The organism is Dactylosporangium vinaceum, from assembly GCF_019904175.1.
GTDB lineage: Bacteria > Actinomycetota > Actinomycetes > Mycobacteriales > Micromonosporaceae > Dactylosporangium > Dactylosporangium vinaceum.
Genome location: NZ_CP061913.1, coordinates 1,116,581 through 1,133,613, shown reverse-complemented (window position 1 = coordinate 1,133,613; position 17,033 = coordinate 1,116,581). Strand labels below are relative to the sequence as shown.

Genomic DNA, 17,033 nt, shown 5'->3' with positions numbered 1-17,033 from the left:
CAATACATGCCATGGGGAGACGGCTGTGGCTGGTGCTCCTGGTGGCGTCCGCGCTCCTCGCGGGCTCTTCCCTGGTGTGGTACCTCCTGAGCGCCTCCTCCCTCACTGGCGCGTTCGTGGCCGCCTCGGCGTCGGCGTCCCCGACCGGCCTCGAGTCGCCGTCGGCCCCCGCCCCGTCCGCCGCGCTCCCGTCCGGGGCTTCTCCGTCGCCGGCTTCGCCGTCCCCGGCCTCCCCGACGCCGGTGGTGGTGCCGGGCAGCGGCAACGGCCGGTTCGACTTCGCCGGGAGCGGGGGCGAGCGGGTCGGCGGCGCCGGGCACCTCGTGCACTACGTGGTCGCGACCGAGCAGGGTTCGGGCGTCGACCCGGAGACATTCGCGGCGGCGGTGCAGCGCACCCTTGGCGACTCCCGCAGCTGGATCGCCGGCGGGAACTTCTCCTTCCAGCGCGTCCCCGCCGGCAGCGCATCCGAGCTCACCGTCCACCTGGCCACCCCGGCCACGACCGACACGATGTGCGCCCGGCGCGGCGTGCGCACGAAGGGCGAGGTCTCCTGCCGCGGCGGCCGCGACGTGATCATCAACCTGAAGCGCTGGCTGCTGGCCGTCGCCTGGTACCCGACGGTCACCGACTACCGCGACATGGTCGTCAACCACGAGGTCGGCCACTTCCTGGGCAACGGCCACGCGGTCTGCCCCCGCAAGGGCGCCCCGGCCCCGGTCATGGCCCGCCAGTCGTTCGGCCTGGAGGGCTGCGTCGCCAACGCCTGGCCCTATCCGGACGGTAAGAATCTCGTCACAGGTCCACCCGCGCCGCGATGATCGGCCATTTCCGGTAGGAAATCGGGTGCAGAGGACAACGTTCCGCCCTACGGTCGCGTCCTACTCGATATACCGGTGGTCACGGGTGTGGGGGGTGCAACCGGCATGACACGCAGCGAACGAGAACGACGGCAGATGAACCGGCGAATCCGCGAGGCGCTCACGGTCCGCCGCCTGGAGCGGACGCTCGACCCGGCCACCGAGGAGCCGGCCGCGGAGTCCTGACCTCGACCACGGCCGGCGCGGGCGCGGGCGCCTAGCGCGGCCCGCTCAGCCAGCGGCGCATCACCTCGGCGCCCTCGGTGATCTTGTCGAGCTCGACGTGCTCGTCCTGCTTGTGGGCGAGGTTGGGGTCGCCGGGGCCGTAGTTCAGCCCCGGGATGCCGAGCACGGCGAACCGGGCCACGTCGGTCCAGCCCAGCTTGGCCCGGGCCGGCTTGCCGATCGCGCCGAGCAGCTCCTGCGCCGCGGGCGCGTCAAGCCCGGGCAGCGCTCCCGGCGCCGAGTCGACGAACTCGATCTCGAACCCGTCGAACACCTCGCGCACGTGCGCCGCGGCCGCGGCCTCGTCCCGGTCGGGCGCGAAGCGGAAGTTGACCTCGACCACGCACTCGTCCGGAATCACGTTGCCGGCGACGCCCCCGGAGATCCGGACCGCGTTCAGCCCCTCGTGAAACTCGCACCCGTCGATCTCGACAGTGCGGTCGCGGTACTCCCGCAGCCTCTGCAGAACCGGTGCCGCCTGGTGAATGGCGTTCTCCCCCAGCCACGACCGCGCCGAGTGCGCGCGCTTGCCGCGGGTGCGCACCAGCACCCGCTGCGTCCCCTGGCAGCCGCCTTCGATGAGCCCGTGCGTGGGCTCGAGCAGCACCGCAAAGGACGCATCGGTGAGCAGCTCGGGCCGCCGATCGGCCAGGATCTTCAGCCCGTTGCGCTCCGAGTCGACCTCCTCGGCCTCGTAGAAGACGTATGTCACGTCGTGCCGCGGCTCGGCCAGCGTCGCCGCAAGGTGCAGGGCGATCGCCGTGCCCGACTTCATGTCCGAGGTGCCGCAGCCCCACATGATGTCGCCCTCGGTCCGCGACGGAAAGTTGTCGTGCAGCGGCACCGTGTCCAGGTGCCCGGCCAGCACGACCCGCTGCTCCCGCCGCAGCTCGGTCCGCGCCACGATGGTGTGCCCGAACCGCTGCACCTTGAGCGCCGTCCCGGCCAGCGCCTCCTCGACCCGGTCGGCGATCTCCGCCTCGTTGCCGGACACCGACTCGATGTCGACGAGTGCCCTGGTCAGAGCGATCGGGTCGGCGAGCACATCACGCGTGAACATGAGTCGACATTAGTCGGACGACCGTTGCGGGGCGTGCGGTAGCGTTCGGTTGCGTGACGACCGCCTACATCGACTCTCCGGCCTGGGGGCTGGGACTGGCTACCGTGACCGCTTCGGGGCAGGTCCTCGACGTCTGGTTCCCGGCCGGCAACCTGGGTCTCGGTGCCGCCCCGTTCGCCTCGGCCGGCGCTGCTGCTGATCCGGCCGTTGACGCGGCCAATGCGGGCCCCGGCCTCGATCCGGCCACCGCCGCGGCCGCTGCGGCCGCCGCCGCGACGCTCGACCCGGGTGCCACGGCCGCCGCGGTGGCCGCCGCCGTTGCCGCCCACGGGGCCGGAGCGGGCGCGGACACCGGCGCGCTTGTCGACTTCTCCGACATCGCCGACTCGCCGGACTCGCCGGGGAGCCGGCTCGGGCTGAGCGGCCGGGTGATGCGGGTCGAGATCCAGTCGCTCGGGGCCGCGCCGACGAGCACGGCCGACGTGTACCTGCGGCTGCACCTGCTCTCCCACCGCATCGTCCGGCCGCACCAGGCGAACCTGGACGGGCAGTTCGGGCTGCTCGCGAACGTCGCCTGGACCTCGGCCGGGCCCTGTCTGCCGGAGCAGGTCGACGAGCTGCGCACGCTCGAGCGGCGGGCGGGGCGGCGGCTCAACGTGTTCGGGGTCGACAAGTTCCCGCGCATGGTCGACTACGTGACGCCGCCGGGCGTGCGCATCGCCGACGCCGATCGGGTCCGGCTGGGGGCGCACCTTGCTCCCGGTACCACCGTGATGCACGAGGGTTTCGTCAACTTCAACGCCGGAACCCTCGGCACCTCCATGGTCGAGGGCCGCATCTCGGCCGGGGTCGTGGTCGGCGACGGCACCGATGTCGGCGGTGGCTCGTCGATCATGGGCACCCTGTCCGGTGGCGGCAAGGAGACCATCAGCCTGGGCGAGCGCTGCCTGCTCGGCGCGAACGCGGGCATCGGCATCTCCCTGGGCGACGACTGCGTGGTCGAGGCCGGCTGCTACGTGACCGCCGGCTCGAAGCTGACCCTGCCCGACGGGCGCGTGGTGAAGGCCCGCGAGCTGTCCGGGCTGAGCAACCTGCTCTTCATCCGCAACTCGGTGAACGGCCGCCTGGAGGTCCGCGAGCGCCAGGGCCGCGGCATCGAGCTCAACGCCGCGCTGCACGCCAACTGAGGCGTCCCGGCTTGCGCCCGCGCGACCGTCCGGACGGTCGCGCGGGCGGTCCTCGCCGGTGGACTTTCCTCAGAGGCGGGTGGCGGCTGAGGCGATGCGCTCGTCCGTGGCGGTGAGGGCGACGCGGACGTGGTGCGCGCCCTCCGGGCCGTAGAAGGCGCCCGGGGCGGCCAGGATGCCGCGCTCGGCGAGCCAGTCGACGGTTTTCCAGGAGTCCTCGCCGCGGGTGGCCCACAGGTACAGGCCGGCCTCGGAGTGCTCGATCGTGAAGCCGGCGCGTTCGAGGGCGGCGCGCAGGACCGTGCGGCGGCGGGCGTACCGCTCGCGCTGCTCGTCGACGTGCGCCTCGTCCCCGAGAGCGGCGACCATGGCCGCCTGCACGGGGGCGGGGACGATCATGCCGGCGTGCTTGCGGGCCGCCAGCACCTCGTCGATCAGCGCGGGGTCACCCGCCACGAACCCGGCCCGGTAGCCCGCCAGGTTGGAGCGTTTGGACAGCGAATGTACTGCCAGCACGTTGTCGAACACCCCGTCGCACACGGACAGGATCGACACCGGCTGCGCGTCCCACGGCAGCGGCAGGTAGCACTCGTCGCTCACCACGATGGCGCCGCGCTCGCGGGCCCAGGCCACCACCTTGCGCAGGTGCGCCTCGGGCAGGACCTTGCCCGTCGGGTTGGACGGCGAGTTGACCCACACCATGCCGACCCGCTCCGGCCCGATGGCGGTGAGCGAGTCGGCGCGGCGCACCCGGGCCCCGGCGAGCAGCACGCCCACCTCGTACGTCGGGTAGCACACCTGCGGAATCACGACCGTGTCGCCGGCCCCGAGCCCGAGCAGTGTCGGCAGCCAGGCGACGAGCTCCTTGGAGCCGATCGTGGGCAGCACGCCGAACGCGTCGGAGCCGGGGGCGCACCAGCGCGCCACCCACTCGCGGATCGCCGTGCGCAGCTGCGGGGTACCGGCGGTCAGCGGGTATCCGGGCGCGTCGGACGCGTCGGCCAGCGCCGCGCGGACGAGTGCGGGCACCGGGTCCACCGGCGTGCCGATCGACACGTCGACCAGGCCGTCGGGGTGGCGGGCCGCAGTGGCCTTCGCGGGCTCCAGCCGATCCCAGGGAAAGTCGGGCAGCCCGGCCGCGAGTGCGCGCCGGGCCCCGAAGGCTGATCCGGTCAGTGTTCGCGCTCCTGCGGCGGGAGGGACGCGACGAACGGTGCGTCCTTCTCGATCTTGCCAACCTTCGACGCACCGCCGGGCGAGCCCAGCTCATCGAAGAACGCGTAGTTGGCGGCGGTGAAGTCCTTCCACTTCTCGGGGACGTCGTCCTCGTAGAAGATCGCCTCGACCGGGCACACCGGCTCGCAGGCGCCGCAGTCCACGCACTCATCCGGGTGGATGTAGAGCATGCGGTTGCCCTCGTAGATGCAGTCGACAGGGCATTCCTCGATGCAGGCCTTGTCGAGCAGATCCACGCAAGGTTCGGCGATGATGTATGTCACGGGTCGCCCTCTTTCGCGCCTGAGGCTGCCAGCCTGGGGATGGCAAGCCCCGCCGCATCCCTACCGCGGCGGTACGAGCCTAGTATCCAGGTTCGCGGGAGGTCGATCGTGCTCGGGCCACAACATGTCGGACAACGCGTTGTGGTGCGCCGAATCGTGGGGATGCGTGACGCACGGCCCGTGTTTTCGGACATTCTGGGCCACCTGCTGGAAGCGACCGAGACGCATATCACAGTGCGTGCTCGCACCGGCGCGATCCGCGTTCCAATCGCTGAGATCGCGCGGGCGAAGCCGGTGCCACCGCGCCGCCGTTTCACCCCCACCGAGTCCCTGGAGTCGGCCGCCGCCATGGGCTGGCCGGCCCGCGAGCAGGAGCAGCTCGGCGACTGGGTCCTGCGCGCGACCGACGGCTGGACCCAGCGTGCAAATTCCACGCTCGCCATCGGCTCCCCCGACATCCCGCTGTCCGACGCGATCGATTTCGTGCAGCGGTGGTACTCGACCCGCTCCCTCGTGCCCGCCTTCTCCGTCCCGGTACCGCTGTTCAAGCGACTCGACGACGAGCTGGAGCGGCGAGGCTGGACGGCGAACCCCGTGTCGCAGGTCATGACGATCGCGCTGCCGTCACTGCTGACCGCGCTGGCCCCGGCCACCTCCGGCTCCGGTCAGGTTTCGCCGGCTGCCTCGGATTCCGGCCAGGTCTCGCCGCTCGTCGGCTCCGGCGGGGTCTCGCCGGACATCGAGTCCGGCCGGGTCGAGTTGGCCACCGAGCCGTCCGAGGAGTGGCTGACGGCGGTCGCGGGGCGGAAGGGTCCGCTGCCGGAATCGGCCCGGCACGTGTTGACCGGGGTGACGAACGTGCGATTCGCCGGGTGGTACGACCGGACCGGCACCCTCCTGGCGACCGCCCGCGGCTGCGTGGCCGACCCCGACTCCCGCTGGCTCGGCCTGTCCCTGATCGGCGTCGACGAACACCTGCGCCGCCGCGGCCTGGCCCAGCGCCTGATCGCCGCGCTGGCCCGGTGGGCCGCCGATCTGGGCGCCCAGGACGTGTACCTGCAGGTGGAGCAGCGCAATGCGGGGGCCGTGGCGCTGTACGAGCGGCTGGGCTTCACCGTCCACCACGCCTACTCGTCCCGCCGCCTCCTCACCGACTGACCACCGGCCCGCCGCCCACGACTCCAGTACGGCCGGGCCGAACGCGACATGTCAGGGCCGACCGCGATATGTCAGGCGCTGGCGCGACCGACATATCGGATTTTTCGCCCGACGGGGTATTTACCCGAGCTGGACGCTTATGCCGGGAGTCTTCGAGGCCCAGCCTCAGCGGCGGACGACCTTGCGAGGCTTGGTGCTGGTCCGCTCGATGTACCGCTTCCACGACTGCGACTTGTAGTCCAGGCCGGTGGTCATGAGGATCAGCAGGCCGATGACGGCGCCGATCGCGGACACGCCCACGAAGTAGAAGAACTGCTGGAACACGAGCCCGATCCCGTTGCTGAACGGCCCGACCCCGGACACGAACGGCCCGACGAGCACCGACAGCAGGCAGGCGACCACAACGGCCAGCCCGAGCTCGCCGATGACGCGAATCATGGGTACGCGCCGGCCGTACCAGAACGCGATGGGAATCAGCACCGCCCCGACCGCGAACAGCGCCCAGAGCCCGATCGTGATCTGCCGGTCATCATCACTGCCGGCCGCGAACCGTACGACGAGCCGAGCAACGATATTGACCACAAAGAGGCCCGCCGCGACAAGCCCGACGGGCAGCCACCGCTCCTTCATAGCCAGCCTCCGAACACGCTAGTTCCCCGATTCGCCGAACTTCCGCAAGCCCGGCGCGGAAACGTGTTTACCCGCCTACACTGTGCGCGCGCAAGCCCCACCGCCTAGGAGTTCCCTGAACCCCAATCCCGCCGCGGGGATATCGCCATTTCAGCGCACCGATAACCCTGACGGTCGCAATGCTGACCCGGACGAAACCGAGCCCCCGCCGAACGCGACAAACAGCCACGGCGAGCGAACAACGCGAACCGGCCGGCGAAAACCCGGAGACCAGTGACCAGGAACGACGAACCGGTAACGACGAGTGGTAACCAGGAACCGGTGGCTGGGAACTGGTGGCTGGGTCGGTGGCTGGGAACCGGTGACTAGGAGCCGGCTGGAGGCGGTTCGGGGGACGGCTTGGTGGTGGTGGCGCGGGTCGGGGCGACGTGTTGGCGCATGTTGGAGATGTAGATGCCGACGGCGAAGGCGAGCGGGCCCGCGAACAGCGTCAGCAGGCCGACCCAGTTGTCCTCGGTGATGATCATGTCGCCCTCGGTGGTGCGACCGGCGGCCATGATCCAGACGACGCACCAGGCGGCGGCCGGGAGCAGGGTGGCCAGGCGGCGTTTCGTCACCGTGTAGGCGAACCAGCCGAGCATCGGGTTGGTCACCAGGGCCACGACGAGCGAGGCCGGCACGCGGAAGCCGCCGATCCGCAGCGGCGCCCACACCGCCTCGACCACCGCCAGCGCCGCCCCGAGCAGTGTGGCCACGATCAGCCCGGTCACCGTGATGACCACGTCGAGCACCGACTCCGTCCGCGGCGACAGCGCGAACCGCGACCGCGGTGCCCGCTCGGCCGCCTCCGGCCACAACACCACAGGCGCCGCCTCGGCCGCCGAGGACTCGGCCGCAGCACCGTCAACCGGTCCGATCGAGGCCGGCGTGGTCGAGGCCGGCTTGGTCGAGGCCGAGGCCGGTGTGGTCGAGGTTGGTGCGGTCGAGGGTGAGACCGACGCGGGTGAGGCGGGCGACTTCATGCGCTTGGCCATCACGGCGTCGCCTCCAGCGCCTCGTGCGACGCGCCCACATCCGACCGGCCGCTGAACGCCCGTCCGGCGACCCGGGCGGCCGCAGGGCTGCGTCCCGGCCATCCGGACAACACAGCCCCGGTCGGTGACGGCTCCGGCGTCGACAGCGCCGGCCGAGGCGGCGGCGCCATCACGGCGTCGCCTCCAGGACCTTGCGGCGCTCCCGCGGCCGCGGCGCTTCGACATCGAGGCCGGCGAAGAGGTCCTCCTCCCAGCCGTACGGCCCGACGCCGGGGCCCTTGGTGCCGCGGGCCAGCACGTAGTACTCGACGCCCATGAACTCGGCGCCGAAGTTGCCGGCGATCGAGAACAGCCAGGACGTCGGAGGGATCTGGGTGGCGTGGGCCTTGAGGGCGGCCGTCTTCTCCTCGGCCCACTCGTGGGCGTCGATGCGGGCCGCGATGTCGGCGTCGGCGGTGCCGAAGGGGAGGTCCTCGGCCTGCTCGACCTCGGCGAACGGGTTGTCGGACGAGCCGCGGAACTGCTCCATGCCGGCCTCCAGCACGGAACGGGGCACAGCGGTCCAGTACACCTTCTGCGGGCCTATCCCCTCGGCATCGGCCAGCTCCACGGCCCGGGTCAGCACGCGGTGCGCCTGAATGTGGTCGGGGTGGCCGTAGAAGCCGTTGGGGTCATAGGTGACGGCGACCTGCGGGCGGGTCTCGCGGATCACGTCGAGCAGCTGGGCCGCGGCGGCGTCGAGGTCGGCACCCCAGAAGGCGCGCGGGTGCTCGTTGGCCGGGGTGTCCATCATGCCGGAGTCGCGGTAGCGCCCGGCGCCGCCGAGGAAGCGGTGGTCGGTCACGCCCAGGTGGCGACAGGCGGCATCGAGCTCGGCGATGCGGTAACCGCCGAGCTGGTCGCCCTCGGCGGCGGCGATCCCGGCCAGCGCGGGCACGTGGATCTCGCCTTCCTCACCGAGGGTGCAGGTGATCAGGGTGACGTGGGCGCCGTCGGCCGCGTAGCGGGCCATCGTCGCGCCGGTCCCCATGGACTCGTCGTCTGGGTGTGCATGGACGAACAGGATGCTCCGAGCACTCACGGACGCAACTCTACGGCCTGGGTCCGACACTTTCCCCAACCGCCGCCGGGCGCGTGAGCGGTAACGTACTCAGAGTGACGGTCGCGCCCGGTTCCGGCCCAATCACATGACAATCCGGCGGGCAGGAGTCAACATTCCGGGGTGGACTATCCGGAGTTGGCCGCACGAACCCGACGTTTCTCCTACGGCGCACCCCGCGCTGTCACGGTGAGCCCGGACGGGGCCCGCGTGATCTTCCTGCGCTCCGCGGGGCCCGAGGACCCCACCGACGCGCTGTGGGTCTTCGACGTCGCCACCCGCGCCGAGCGCTGCGTGGCCAACCCGGCGCAGTTGCTGCGCGACCAGCCCGACCTGCCACCGGCCGAGCGGGCGCTGCGCGAGCGGCTGCGGCTCTCCGCGGGCGGGATCGGCTCGTTCGCGCTCGACGGGGCCGGCATCCTGGCCGTGTTCCCGCTCGGCGGCCGGCTGTTCCGCGCCGACCTGCTCACCGGTGACGTCACCGAGATCGACACCGTCGGACCGGTCGTCGACCCCCGCCTCGACCCGACCGGGCGCCGGATCGCCTACGTCACCGGCGGCGCCCTGCGGGTGATCGACGCCGACGGGACCGACGCCGTCCTGGCCGGCGAGGAGGGCGTGACCTGGGGCCTGGCCGAGTTCATCGGCGCCGAGGAGTTCGGGCGCTTCCGGGGGTACTGGTGGTCGCCCGACGGCCACAGCATCCTCACCGCGCGCGTGGACGAGTCGCGGGTCCCCGCGTGGCACCTGCACGACCCCTCGCAGCCGGAGCAGCCGCCGACCACGATCGCCTACCCGCACGCCGGCGCCACCAACGCCAAGGTCACCCTGCACGTCCTGGACCTGGACGGGGGCTGGGTGGACGTGCACTGGGACCGGGAGACGTACCCGTACCTGGTCGCGGCGGGCTGGTCGGAGCAGGGCGGGCCGCTCCTGGCCGTCCTGCGCCGGCTCCAGCAGCACGGCCTCGTGATCGCCGTCGACCCGCGCACCGGAGAGACCCAGGTCCACGCCGAGCTGGCCGATCCCCGCTGGGTCGAGCCCGTCGCGGGCACGCCCGCCCACCTCGCCGACGGCCGGGTGCTCGTCGGCGGCGAACTCGCCCACGACGGCTACGACGCGCGCTGCCTCTTCGCCGACGGCAGCCTCATCACCCCGCCGCATCTGTACGTCCGCAGAGTCACCGGCCGCCTGGACGGCGACCTGATCGTGGAGGCGAGCGACGGCGAGCCGAGCGAGCAGCACATCTTCCACATCCCGGTCACCCAGTCCAGTCCACGCGCGAACCGCCTGACGACCGAGCCCGGCTGGCACACCGCCCAGGCCGCCGGCCGGACCATCGTCATCGGGTCACAGTCGCTGGAGCGGGGCGGGGTGGAGTACAACATCATCCATAACGATGAGTCGATAGGCTCGATCTCCTCGAACGCCGCGCAGCCGCCCTTCGCCCCGCGTCCGGCGCTCGAGCGGGTCACGGACCGGCGCATCCCGGCCGGGGTGGTGTATCCGCGCAGCCATGTGGCCGGCCGCCGGCTCCCGGTGCTGGTGGCGATCTACGGCGGCCCGGGCCACCAGGAGGTCATCGCCGCGCGGGCCCGCTGGCTGGAGAAGCAGTGGTGGGCCGACCAGGGCTTCGCCGTCGTCTCGATCGACAACCGCGGCACGCCCGGGGTGGCGCCGAGCTACGACAAGGCCATCCACCGCCGGTTCTCCGACGTGATCCTGGCCGACCAGGTGGACGCGCTCGAGGCCCTCGCCGGCAAGCACCCCGACCTGGACCTGGGCCGGGTCGCGATCCGCGGCTGGTCGTTCGGCGGCTGGCTGTCCGGCCTGGGCGTACTGCGCCGCCCCGACGTCTACCACTGCGCGGTCGTCGGCGCCCCGGTCACCGACTGGTCCCTCTACGACACGGCGTACACCGAGCGCTACCTGGGCCTCCCCGCCGACGCCCCCGACGTGTACGCCCACAACTCCCTGATCGAACTGGCCTCCGAGCCCCCGGTCCGCCCCGAAGACGCCCGCCCCATGCTCCTGGTCCACGGCCTGGTCGACGACAATGTGGTAGCCGCGCACACGCTGCGCCTCTCCGCCGCCCTCCTGGCCACGGGCCGCCCCCACTCGATGATCCCGCTGACCGGCGCCACCCACATGGCCGCGGGCGGCCTGGCCGAGAAGCTCCTCCGCATAGAACTCGACTTCATCCGCCGCTCCCTCCCGCCCCCCACCCCGGCCTGACCAACTCCTCACGAGCCACCACCCGACACCGCCTCCCCTCGCCTCCGAACCGCCCGACGCGGCCGGACCGCTGCAGCGCGCCCTGACCGCGCAGTCGGCTCTGTCGGCTCTCTCGCCGCCGCCGGGCGGCTTACACCTGGCCACCGCCGTCGCCGGGCGGCTTGCACGTGGGCATCGCCGGCGCCGGGCGGCTTGCACCTGGCGATCGCCGCCAGCCGTGGTCGCAGCACCTTGGACAAGCGCCGCTCGGACGGTGACCGGCAACGACACGCCGCCCAGCCGCACGCCGTCAACGCCACGCCGCCAAGACGCGCTCGTGGCCGCCGCGGTTGGCGCCTGCCGATCGCCCCCGAAGCCGGTTACCGATCGCATCCAGCCTGTCCAGCACCCGCGGCACTTCCCGCACCGCCACGTGTAGCCAAGCCCCGATAAGTCGGGCGCTCCGCGCCACGACTTATCGGATATAAGCGGCGCTGGGCGATAAGTCCGATAAGTCGAGACACGAAGTGTCCGACTTATCGTGAGCCAGGCCGGAGCGAGGCCGGAGCAAGGCAGGAGCGGTAGGAGCGGCAATCGAGGGCAGCAGAAGCGTCAGGCCGGCGACAGGCTGATCAGGACGTCGCCGCCCAGCCGGCCGCCCGACGGGGTGCGGTGGACAGTGCCGGCATGCAGCAGGGCGGCGATGACCTTCTGGGCGTCGGCGGCGCGGTACACGGTGTCGGTCAGGGCGAACCGTTTCAGCTCCGTCACCGTCATAGCGCCATCGGTCAGGCGCTGCAGGAGTTCGCGGCGCAGTGCGCCCGGGTTCGGGTCCAGGGAGATGTCCATGAGGTGGGACTCGGGGTCGCGCGGATCGCGGTAGCGCACCCCGGCGTACTCGTCGAGCGACCACAGCTCGCCCTTGAACGCCTCCAGACTCTTCGCCGAGCGCGTGCCGAAGCCGATCAGCTGCGCCTCGGCGCCGTCGACGAGCTCGACTCCGGCGGTGAGGTCCAGGCCGGCGGCCTGCAGTTCCTGGCGTTGGGTGCGCCATGTTCCGGGTTCGGCGACCGCGAGTACGACCGACGCCTTGAAGGTTTTGGCGATGCTGTCGTCGACCATTGCCAGCACCGTCCCGCCACCGGCGCCGGCCGCTTTCAACACTGCCGGCACGTTGCCGCCGGGCACCACGTGGACCTGCATTTCCGCGGGGGTACTCCACTCACGCTGCACGTCCGCCAGACGACTGCGCAGCGATTCGGTGCCGGGCGCGACGAAGAGCAGGGTGAGCGGGTGGCGCAGGCGGTCGGCGAACTCCGCGAAAGCGCGGACGGCGGCCTCGGCCGTGTCGTGGTCCAGGGCGCGCGCGGAGGCGTAGAGGAATGCCGCGCCGTGCGGGGCGTGCAGGTTGCCCGGCGCCCAGGTGTCGATGCAGCGCACGAGCAGTTCGCGGGTCACCGCACGGATCGACATACCGTTCTTTGTACTACCTTTGAGCGCTATGGAGCAGGGCATCGCGGTGGTGGCGGCGATCGCGGCGGCCGGGCTCGTGATGGTGGCCGTCGCCGTGTTGCAGATGCTGATTCGCGGGCGGCGGGGGCGGCGGTAGGTTCGGGGCATGGCTGACGTACTCGGCAATGACACGCTCACCGCGGCCCTCGCCGATCTGCAGGGGTGGTCGGGTGACGCGGAGGGCATCGAGCGGTCGGTGACCGCACCCGCGTTCCTGGACGGGATTCGGCTGGTGGCGGAGGTTGCCCACGTGGCCGAGCAGGCCGATCACCATCCGGACATCGACATCCGCTGGCGGACCGTGACGTTCCGGCTCTCGACCCACTCGGCGGGCGGGGTGACGGAGAAGGATCTCGCGCTGGCCCGCCAGATCAACGAGCTGATCGGGTGATTTGCGGCGGCCGGCATTGATCGGGTGGCCAACCCATCGACGTAGGGTCGAGTCCGCGAAAATTGTCGGACCCCCTCGGTAGTGTCCCACCCATGAACCAGTTCGACGTGGCGACCGCGGCGGTCGAGGCGGCTCTGGCGGCCGGTGCGCGATACGCCGACGCTCGCGTGATGCACCGCCGCTCCGAGTCGATGAGCGCCCGCAACGGCGAGATCGAGGAGCTCAGCCAGGACGAGGACGCCGGCGTGGGCGTGCGGGCCCTGGTCGGGTCGAGCTGGGGCTTCTTCGCGCTGCCCGATCTGAGCCCGGCGGCGGCCAAGCGGGCGGGCGAGCGGGCGACGGCCATCGCGCGGGCCTCGGCGACGCTGCCCGGGCCGGCGGTCGACCTCGTCGACATCGAGGCCCGGGTGGACTCTTGGGCGAGCACGTGCGCCGTCGACCCGCTGGGCGTGGCGCTGTCGGTGAAGGGTGACCTGCTCACCGCGGCGACGGCCGAGGCGCACCGGGCCGGCGCCGACCTCGCCGAGGGGCTCTACCAGATCTGGGACACCCGCAAGTGGTTCGTCTCCTCGCAGGGCCACCGCATCGACCAGCACATCCGCGAGTCGGGCGCCGGGATCTCGGCCACGGTCATCGGCGACGGCGAGACGCAGCGGCGCTCCTACCCGTCATATCGCGGGCAATACGGCACGCGCGGCTGGGAGCTCGTCGACGAGCTGGACCTGACGGCGCACGCGGCCCGCATCGCCGACGAGGCCCGGGCCCTGCTCACGGCGCCGCAGTGCCCGGCCGGCGAGACGACGCTCATCCTCGGCAGCGAGCAGATGGCCCTGCAGATCCACGAGTCGGTCGGGCACGCGATCGAGCTGGACCGGATTCTCGGCTGGGAGGCGGCGTTCGCGGGGACGTCGTGGCTGGACCTGGCGAAGATCAACCAGCTGCGGTACGGGTCGGAGCTGATGAACATCACGATCGATCCGACGATCCCGGGGGCGCTGGGCTCGTTCGGCTATGACGACGAGGGGACTCCGGCGGTCAGGCGATACGCGGTGCGGGACGGCATCTGGGTCGGCACGCTCGCCGGGCGGGACTCGGCCGCTGTCGCGGGTCTGGACTACGCGGGCAGCGTGCGGGCCGACGGGTGGGCGCGGCTGCCGATGGTGCGGATGACGAACGTCGGGCTGGAGCCGGGGCCGCACACGCTCGACGAGATGATCGCGGAGACCGCCGACGGGGTGCTGATGGACCTCAACCGGTCGTGGTCGATCGACGACAAGCGGCTCAACTTCCAGTTCGGGTGCGAGATCGGGTGGGAGATCAAGAACGGGAAGCGCGGGCGGATGCTGCGCAACCCGACGTATACGGGGATCGGGCCGCGGTTCTGGGGGTCCATGGACATGCTGAGCTCCGAGGTCGTGTCGTGGGGGACGCCGAACTGCGGCAAGGGGCAGCCGGGGCAGATCGGCCACACCGGGCATCCGGCGGCGGCGGCTCGCTTCCGCGGGGTTCGGGTCGGGGTTCGTGGGTGAGACCGCAGGCCTTCACCGCCGGGGCCGGGGCCGGGGAGTGGGTCGATGAGGCTCACCGTCCAGCCGGGCCGGCTGCGGGCTGGGGTGTCGTGGCTGTGCAAGCGAAGTGCCTTCTGTGAGCGTTCCGCTGATGATGTCGGGGGTCGAGGATGAGTTTGGCTGAGTCTGATCTCGCGCAGCGGGTGCTCGCGTTGGTGCCTGGTGGGATTGAGGCCGAGGTCAGCGTCGAGCGCTCGGAGCTGGCGCTCACGCGGTTCGCCGGGTCCTACATCCATCAGAACGTTGCCGATGAGGTCACCGGTGTGCGGCTGCGGCTGCACGCCGATGGGCGGACCGCGTCCACCTCGACCACCGCGCTCGACGGGATCGAGGAGGTTGTCCGGCGGACCGTCGCGTCCATGAGGGTGGCCCCCGCCGACCCGGGCTGGCCCGGGCTCGCGCCGCCCGCGCCCCTGGCGTTCGCGGGCAACGCCGACGAGGAGACGCTCGGCGCCTCGCCCGATGATCGGGCGGCGCGGGTGCGGGCGTTCGTGGCGCAGGCCGAGGGGCTGGAGACGGCTGGGTACTGCCGGACCACCGCGGCGCGCGTGGTGTACGCCAACTCGGCCGGGCAGCATCTCGCGGCGGCCCGGACCGGGGCGGCCATGGACGGGATCGCCCGGACGGCCAGCTCGGACGGGCTGGCCCGGCTGGCCGGAGCCCGGCTCGGGGATATCGACGGGGCAGTGCTCGGGGCGCGGGCGGCGGCGAAGGCCCGGGCGGGAGCCGACCCCGTCGAGCTGCCGCCGGGGCGTTACGAGGTGGTGCTCGAGTCGGGGGCGGTGGCCGATGTGCTGCAGATGCTGGCCATGTACGGGTTCAACGCCAAGATGGTGCTGGACCGGCAGTCGTTCCTGCAGATCGGGGAGGCGCAGTTCGACCCCTCGGTGACGCTCATCGAGGACCCGGGGCAGCCGGATGCGTCGGCGATGCCGTTCGACGCCGAGGGGACGCCGCGGCAGCGGGTCGTGCTGGTGGACCGGGGGGTGTCCGCGGCGGTGGTGCACGACCGGCGCACGGCGCAGCGGGCCGGCAACGGGGCGGTGTCGACCGGGCACGCCATCGCCGGGGGCGGGAGCTTCGGGGCGATGCCGTCGAGCATGCGGCTGCTGCCGGGCGAGGGGGCGGCGCCGGTCGAGGTGGACGGGCCGGCCTCCGACTCCGCCGTCTTGGCGCTCGTCGCCGGGGTCGAGCGAGGGCTGCTCGTCACCGACAACCACTACACGCGGGTGCTCGATCCGCGGACGCTCGTCGTGACCGGGCTGACGCGTAACGGGGTGTGGCTGATCGAAAACGGTGAGATCACGACGCCGGTGCGGAATTTCCGGTTCACCCAGTCGTATCCGCAGGCGCTGGGGCCCGGTGCGGTTCTTGGCATCGGGTCGCATGCTGTGGAAATGCCGGGGCCGTGGGCCGAGACGGGATTTGTGGCGCCCGCACTGCGGCTCGCTTCCTGGAACTACACCGGAGGCGCGTCGGGCTGATCGGCCTGGAGATCAACTTAGGGAACGCTTACCAAAGCGTGGCCGGCCGATGGTGCCTCTACCGCGAGGCACTGTCGCCGCCGACCCGACCCTGGTGGCGTTGCCGCTGTGGGCCGAGTGAAGTTCTCCACAATGGGCCGCCGGCTTTCCGGTAGGTCTTTCCGTATCTCGTCGGCACGCGCAAGACTCCCAACGCACGTCGCTGCGGGATCGGGCGTAACGTGTGCACCGACCATAGATCGGTACATCAGAGAACTCTTCACCAGCCCGTCCAGGGAGTACTCACCATGACGACCACGCCTACACGGCCTCGGTCTGCCGGCGGCGCGGGGGCCCGCGCCGCGATCGGCGCCAAGACATTGCGGACGGACGGGTGGCGCGCTTACCCGCTGTCGGTCGCGGCGATTCTGCTGTTCTTCATCGTCTATTCGACGATTCGAATCTTCATGGCGAAGTGGTACTTCGTCGAGGCGCACGGATACCTGACGCCGCTCTACTCGCCCTGCCTGAGCGACTCGTGCGTCAAAGGCTCGTCGCACTTCGGCACGCCGTTCGGGGCATTCCCGGCGTGGATTCCGCTCGGGCTCGCGGCGTTCCCGTTCGTGGCCGGGTTCCGGGTGACGTGCTACTACTACCGCAAGGCCGGATACCGGTCGCTGTGGCTGTCCCCGCAGGCGTGCGCGGTGCAGGAGCCGCACAAGAAGTACAGCGGCGAGACGCGCTTCCCGCTGGTCTTCATGAACTCGCACCGCTACTTCTTCTACGCCGCGTCGATCATCCTGCTCATCAACGTCTGGGACGCGTTGCACGCGTTCAAGGGCGACGACGGCGGGTTCGGCATCGGGCTCGGCTCGCTGATCATCGTGGCCAACGTGCTGGCGCTGGCCGGGTACACCGCCAGCTGCCACGCGTGCCGGCACGTCATGGGCGGGCGGCTCAAGCACTTCTCGAAGCACCCGGTCCGCTACCGGCTGTGGACGCTGATCTCCAAGCTCAACACGCGGCACGGCACGTTCGCCATGACGTCTCTGGTCACGGTCATCCTCACGGACGCCTACATCATGGCCGTGTCCGCACACTGGATCACCGACCTCCGAATCTGGAATTAGGAA

At 71.5% G+C, this 17,033-nt stretch carries 15 protein-coding genes; 8 read left to right on the top strand and 7 right to left on the bottom strand.

Translation table 11 applies throughout. The annotated features are described in order from the left end of the window. The first annotated feature begins 11 nt into the window (after positions 1-11). A complete protein-coding gene (locus Dvina_RS05225) occupies positions 12-821 on the top strand; it encodes a DUF3152 domain-containing protein (protein WP_223101211.1) in 810 nt (269 codons plus the stop codon). Positions 822-1,077: 256 nt separating this feature from the next. On the opposite strand, the gene dapE is transcribed toward Dvina_RS05225, so the two are convergent. Further along, on the bottom strand, positions 1,078-2,145 hold the full coding sequence (gene dapE, locus Dvina_RS05220; protein WP_223101210.1) for a succinyl-diaminopimelate desuccinylase: 1,068 nt from the start codon (positions 2,143-2,145) through the stop codon (positions 1,078-1,080). 53 nt (positions 2,146-2,198) lie between these two features. Here dapE and Dvina_RS05210 point away from each other — a divergent pair, with 53 nt between their 5' ends. Then, positions 2,199-3,332, top strand: coding sequence for a DapH/DapD/GlmU-related protein (locus Dvina_RS05210; protein WP_246656043.1), 1,134 nt, complete (start codon positions 2,199-2,201; stop codon positions 3,330-3,332). Between the two features lie 69 nt (positions 3,333-3,401). On the opposite strand, the gene dapC is transcribed toward Dvina_RS05210, so the two are convergent. Together dapC and fdxA are read right to left on the bottom strand one after the other, a co-directional pair. Then, a complete protein-coding gene (dapC, locus tag Dvina_RS05205) occupies positions 3,402-4,508 on the bottom strand; it encodes a succinyldiaminopimelate transaminase (RefSeq protein ID WP_223105341.1) in 1,107 nt (368 codons plus the stop codon). Further along, a complete protein-coding gene (gene fdxA, locus Dvina_RS05200) occupies positions 4,505-4,831 on the bottom strand; it encodes a ferredoxin (RefSeq protein ID WP_223101209.1) in 327 nt (108 codons plus the stop codon). Before fdxA ends, dapC begins: the two co-directional genes overlap by 4 nt. A gap of 234 nt (positions 4,832-5,065) precedes the next feature. On the opposite strand from fdxA, the gene Dvina_RS05195 reads away from it, so the two are divergent. Then, positions 5,066-5,989: a GNAT family N-acetyltransferase gene (locus Dvina_RS05195; protein ID WP_425516523.1), complete on the top strand. Its 924-nt coding sequence runs from the start codon at positions 5,066-5,068 to the stop codon at positions 5,987-5,989. A 165-nt stretch (positions 5,990-6,154) separates the two neighbouring features. On the opposite strand, the gene Dvina_RS05190 is transcribed toward Dvina_RS05195, so the two are convergent. The 3 genes from Dvina_RS05190 to mshB form a co-directional block, all read right to left on the bottom strand. Next, positions 6,155-6,619 carry a hypothetical protein gene (locus Dvina_RS05190; protein WP_223101207.1) on the bottom strand — a complete coding sequence of 155 codons (465 nt, stop codon included), beginning with the start codon at positions 6,617-6,619 and terminating at the stop codon, positions 6,155-6,157. Positions 6,620-6,984: 365 nt separating this feature from the next. After that, positions 6,985-7,653: a hypothetical protein gene (locus Dvina_RS05185; protein WP_223101206.1), complete on the bottom strand. Its 669-nt coding sequence runs from the start codon at positions 7,651-7,653 to the stop codon at positions 6,985-6,987. A 169-nt stretch (positions 7,654-7,822) separates the two neighbouring features. Beyond that, a complete protein-coding gene (gene mshB, locus Dvina_RS05180; protein ID WP_246656495.1) occupies positions 7,823-8,683 on the bottom strand; it encodes an N-acetyl-1-D-myo-inositol-2-amino-2-deoxy-alpha-D-glucopyranoside deacetylase in 861 nt (286 codons plus the stop codon). Positions 8,684-8,875: 192 nt separating this feature from the next. Between mshB and Dvina_RS05175 the strand changes: the two genes are divergently transcribed. Beyond that, the gene (locus tag Dvina_RS05175; RefSeq protein WP_223101204.1) at positions 8,876-10,987 is read left to right on the top strand and encodes a S9 family peptidase; all 2,112 of its coding nucleotides are present in this window, start codon (positions 8,876-8,878) and stop codon (positions 10,985-10,987) included. Between the two features lie 591 nt (positions 10,988-11,578). On the opposite strand, the gene Dvina_RS05170 is transcribed toward Dvina_RS05175, so the two are convergent. Beyond that, positions 11,579-12,439 carry a hypothetical protein gene (locus Dvina_RS05170; RefSeq protein WP_223101203.1) on the bottom strand — a complete coding sequence of 287 codons (861 nt, stop codon included), beginning with the start codon at positions 12,437-12,439 and terminating at the stop codon, positions 11,579-11,581. A 145-nt stretch (positions 12,440-12,584) separates the two neighbouring features. Between Dvina_RS05170 and Dvina_RS05165 the strand changes: the two genes are divergently transcribed. The 4 genes from Dvina_RS05165 (at position 12,585) to Dvina_RS05150 (ending at position 17,030) form a co-directional block, all read left to right on the top strand. Continuing rightward, positions 12,585-12,869, top strand: coding sequence for a 4a-hydroxytetrahydrobiopterin dehydratase (locus tag Dvina_RS05165; RefSeq protein WP_223101202.1), 285 nt, complete (start codon positions 12,585-12,587; stop codon positions 12,867-12,869). A gap of 92 nt (positions 12,870-12,961) precedes the next feature. Beyond that, positions 12,962-14,398, top strand: a complete 1,437-nt coding sequence (locus tag Dvina_RS05160; protein ID WP_223101201.1) for a TldD/PmbA family protein — start codon at positions 12,962-12,964, stop codon at positions 14,396-14,398. 149 nt (positions 14,399-14,547) lie between these two features. Further along, complete coding sequence (locus Dvina_RS05155; protein ID WP_223101200.1) at positions 14,548-15,921, top strand: TldD/PmbA family protein; 1,374 nt, start codon at positions 14,548-14,550, stop codon at positions 15,919-15,921. A gap of 287 nt (positions 15,922-16,208) precedes the next feature. Continuing rightward, entirely contained in the window at positions 16,209-17,030 is an 822-nt protein-coding gene (locus tag Dvina_RS05150; protein WP_223101199.1) for a hypothetical protein, read from the top strand. Positions 17,031-17,033: the final 3 nt, after the last annotated feature.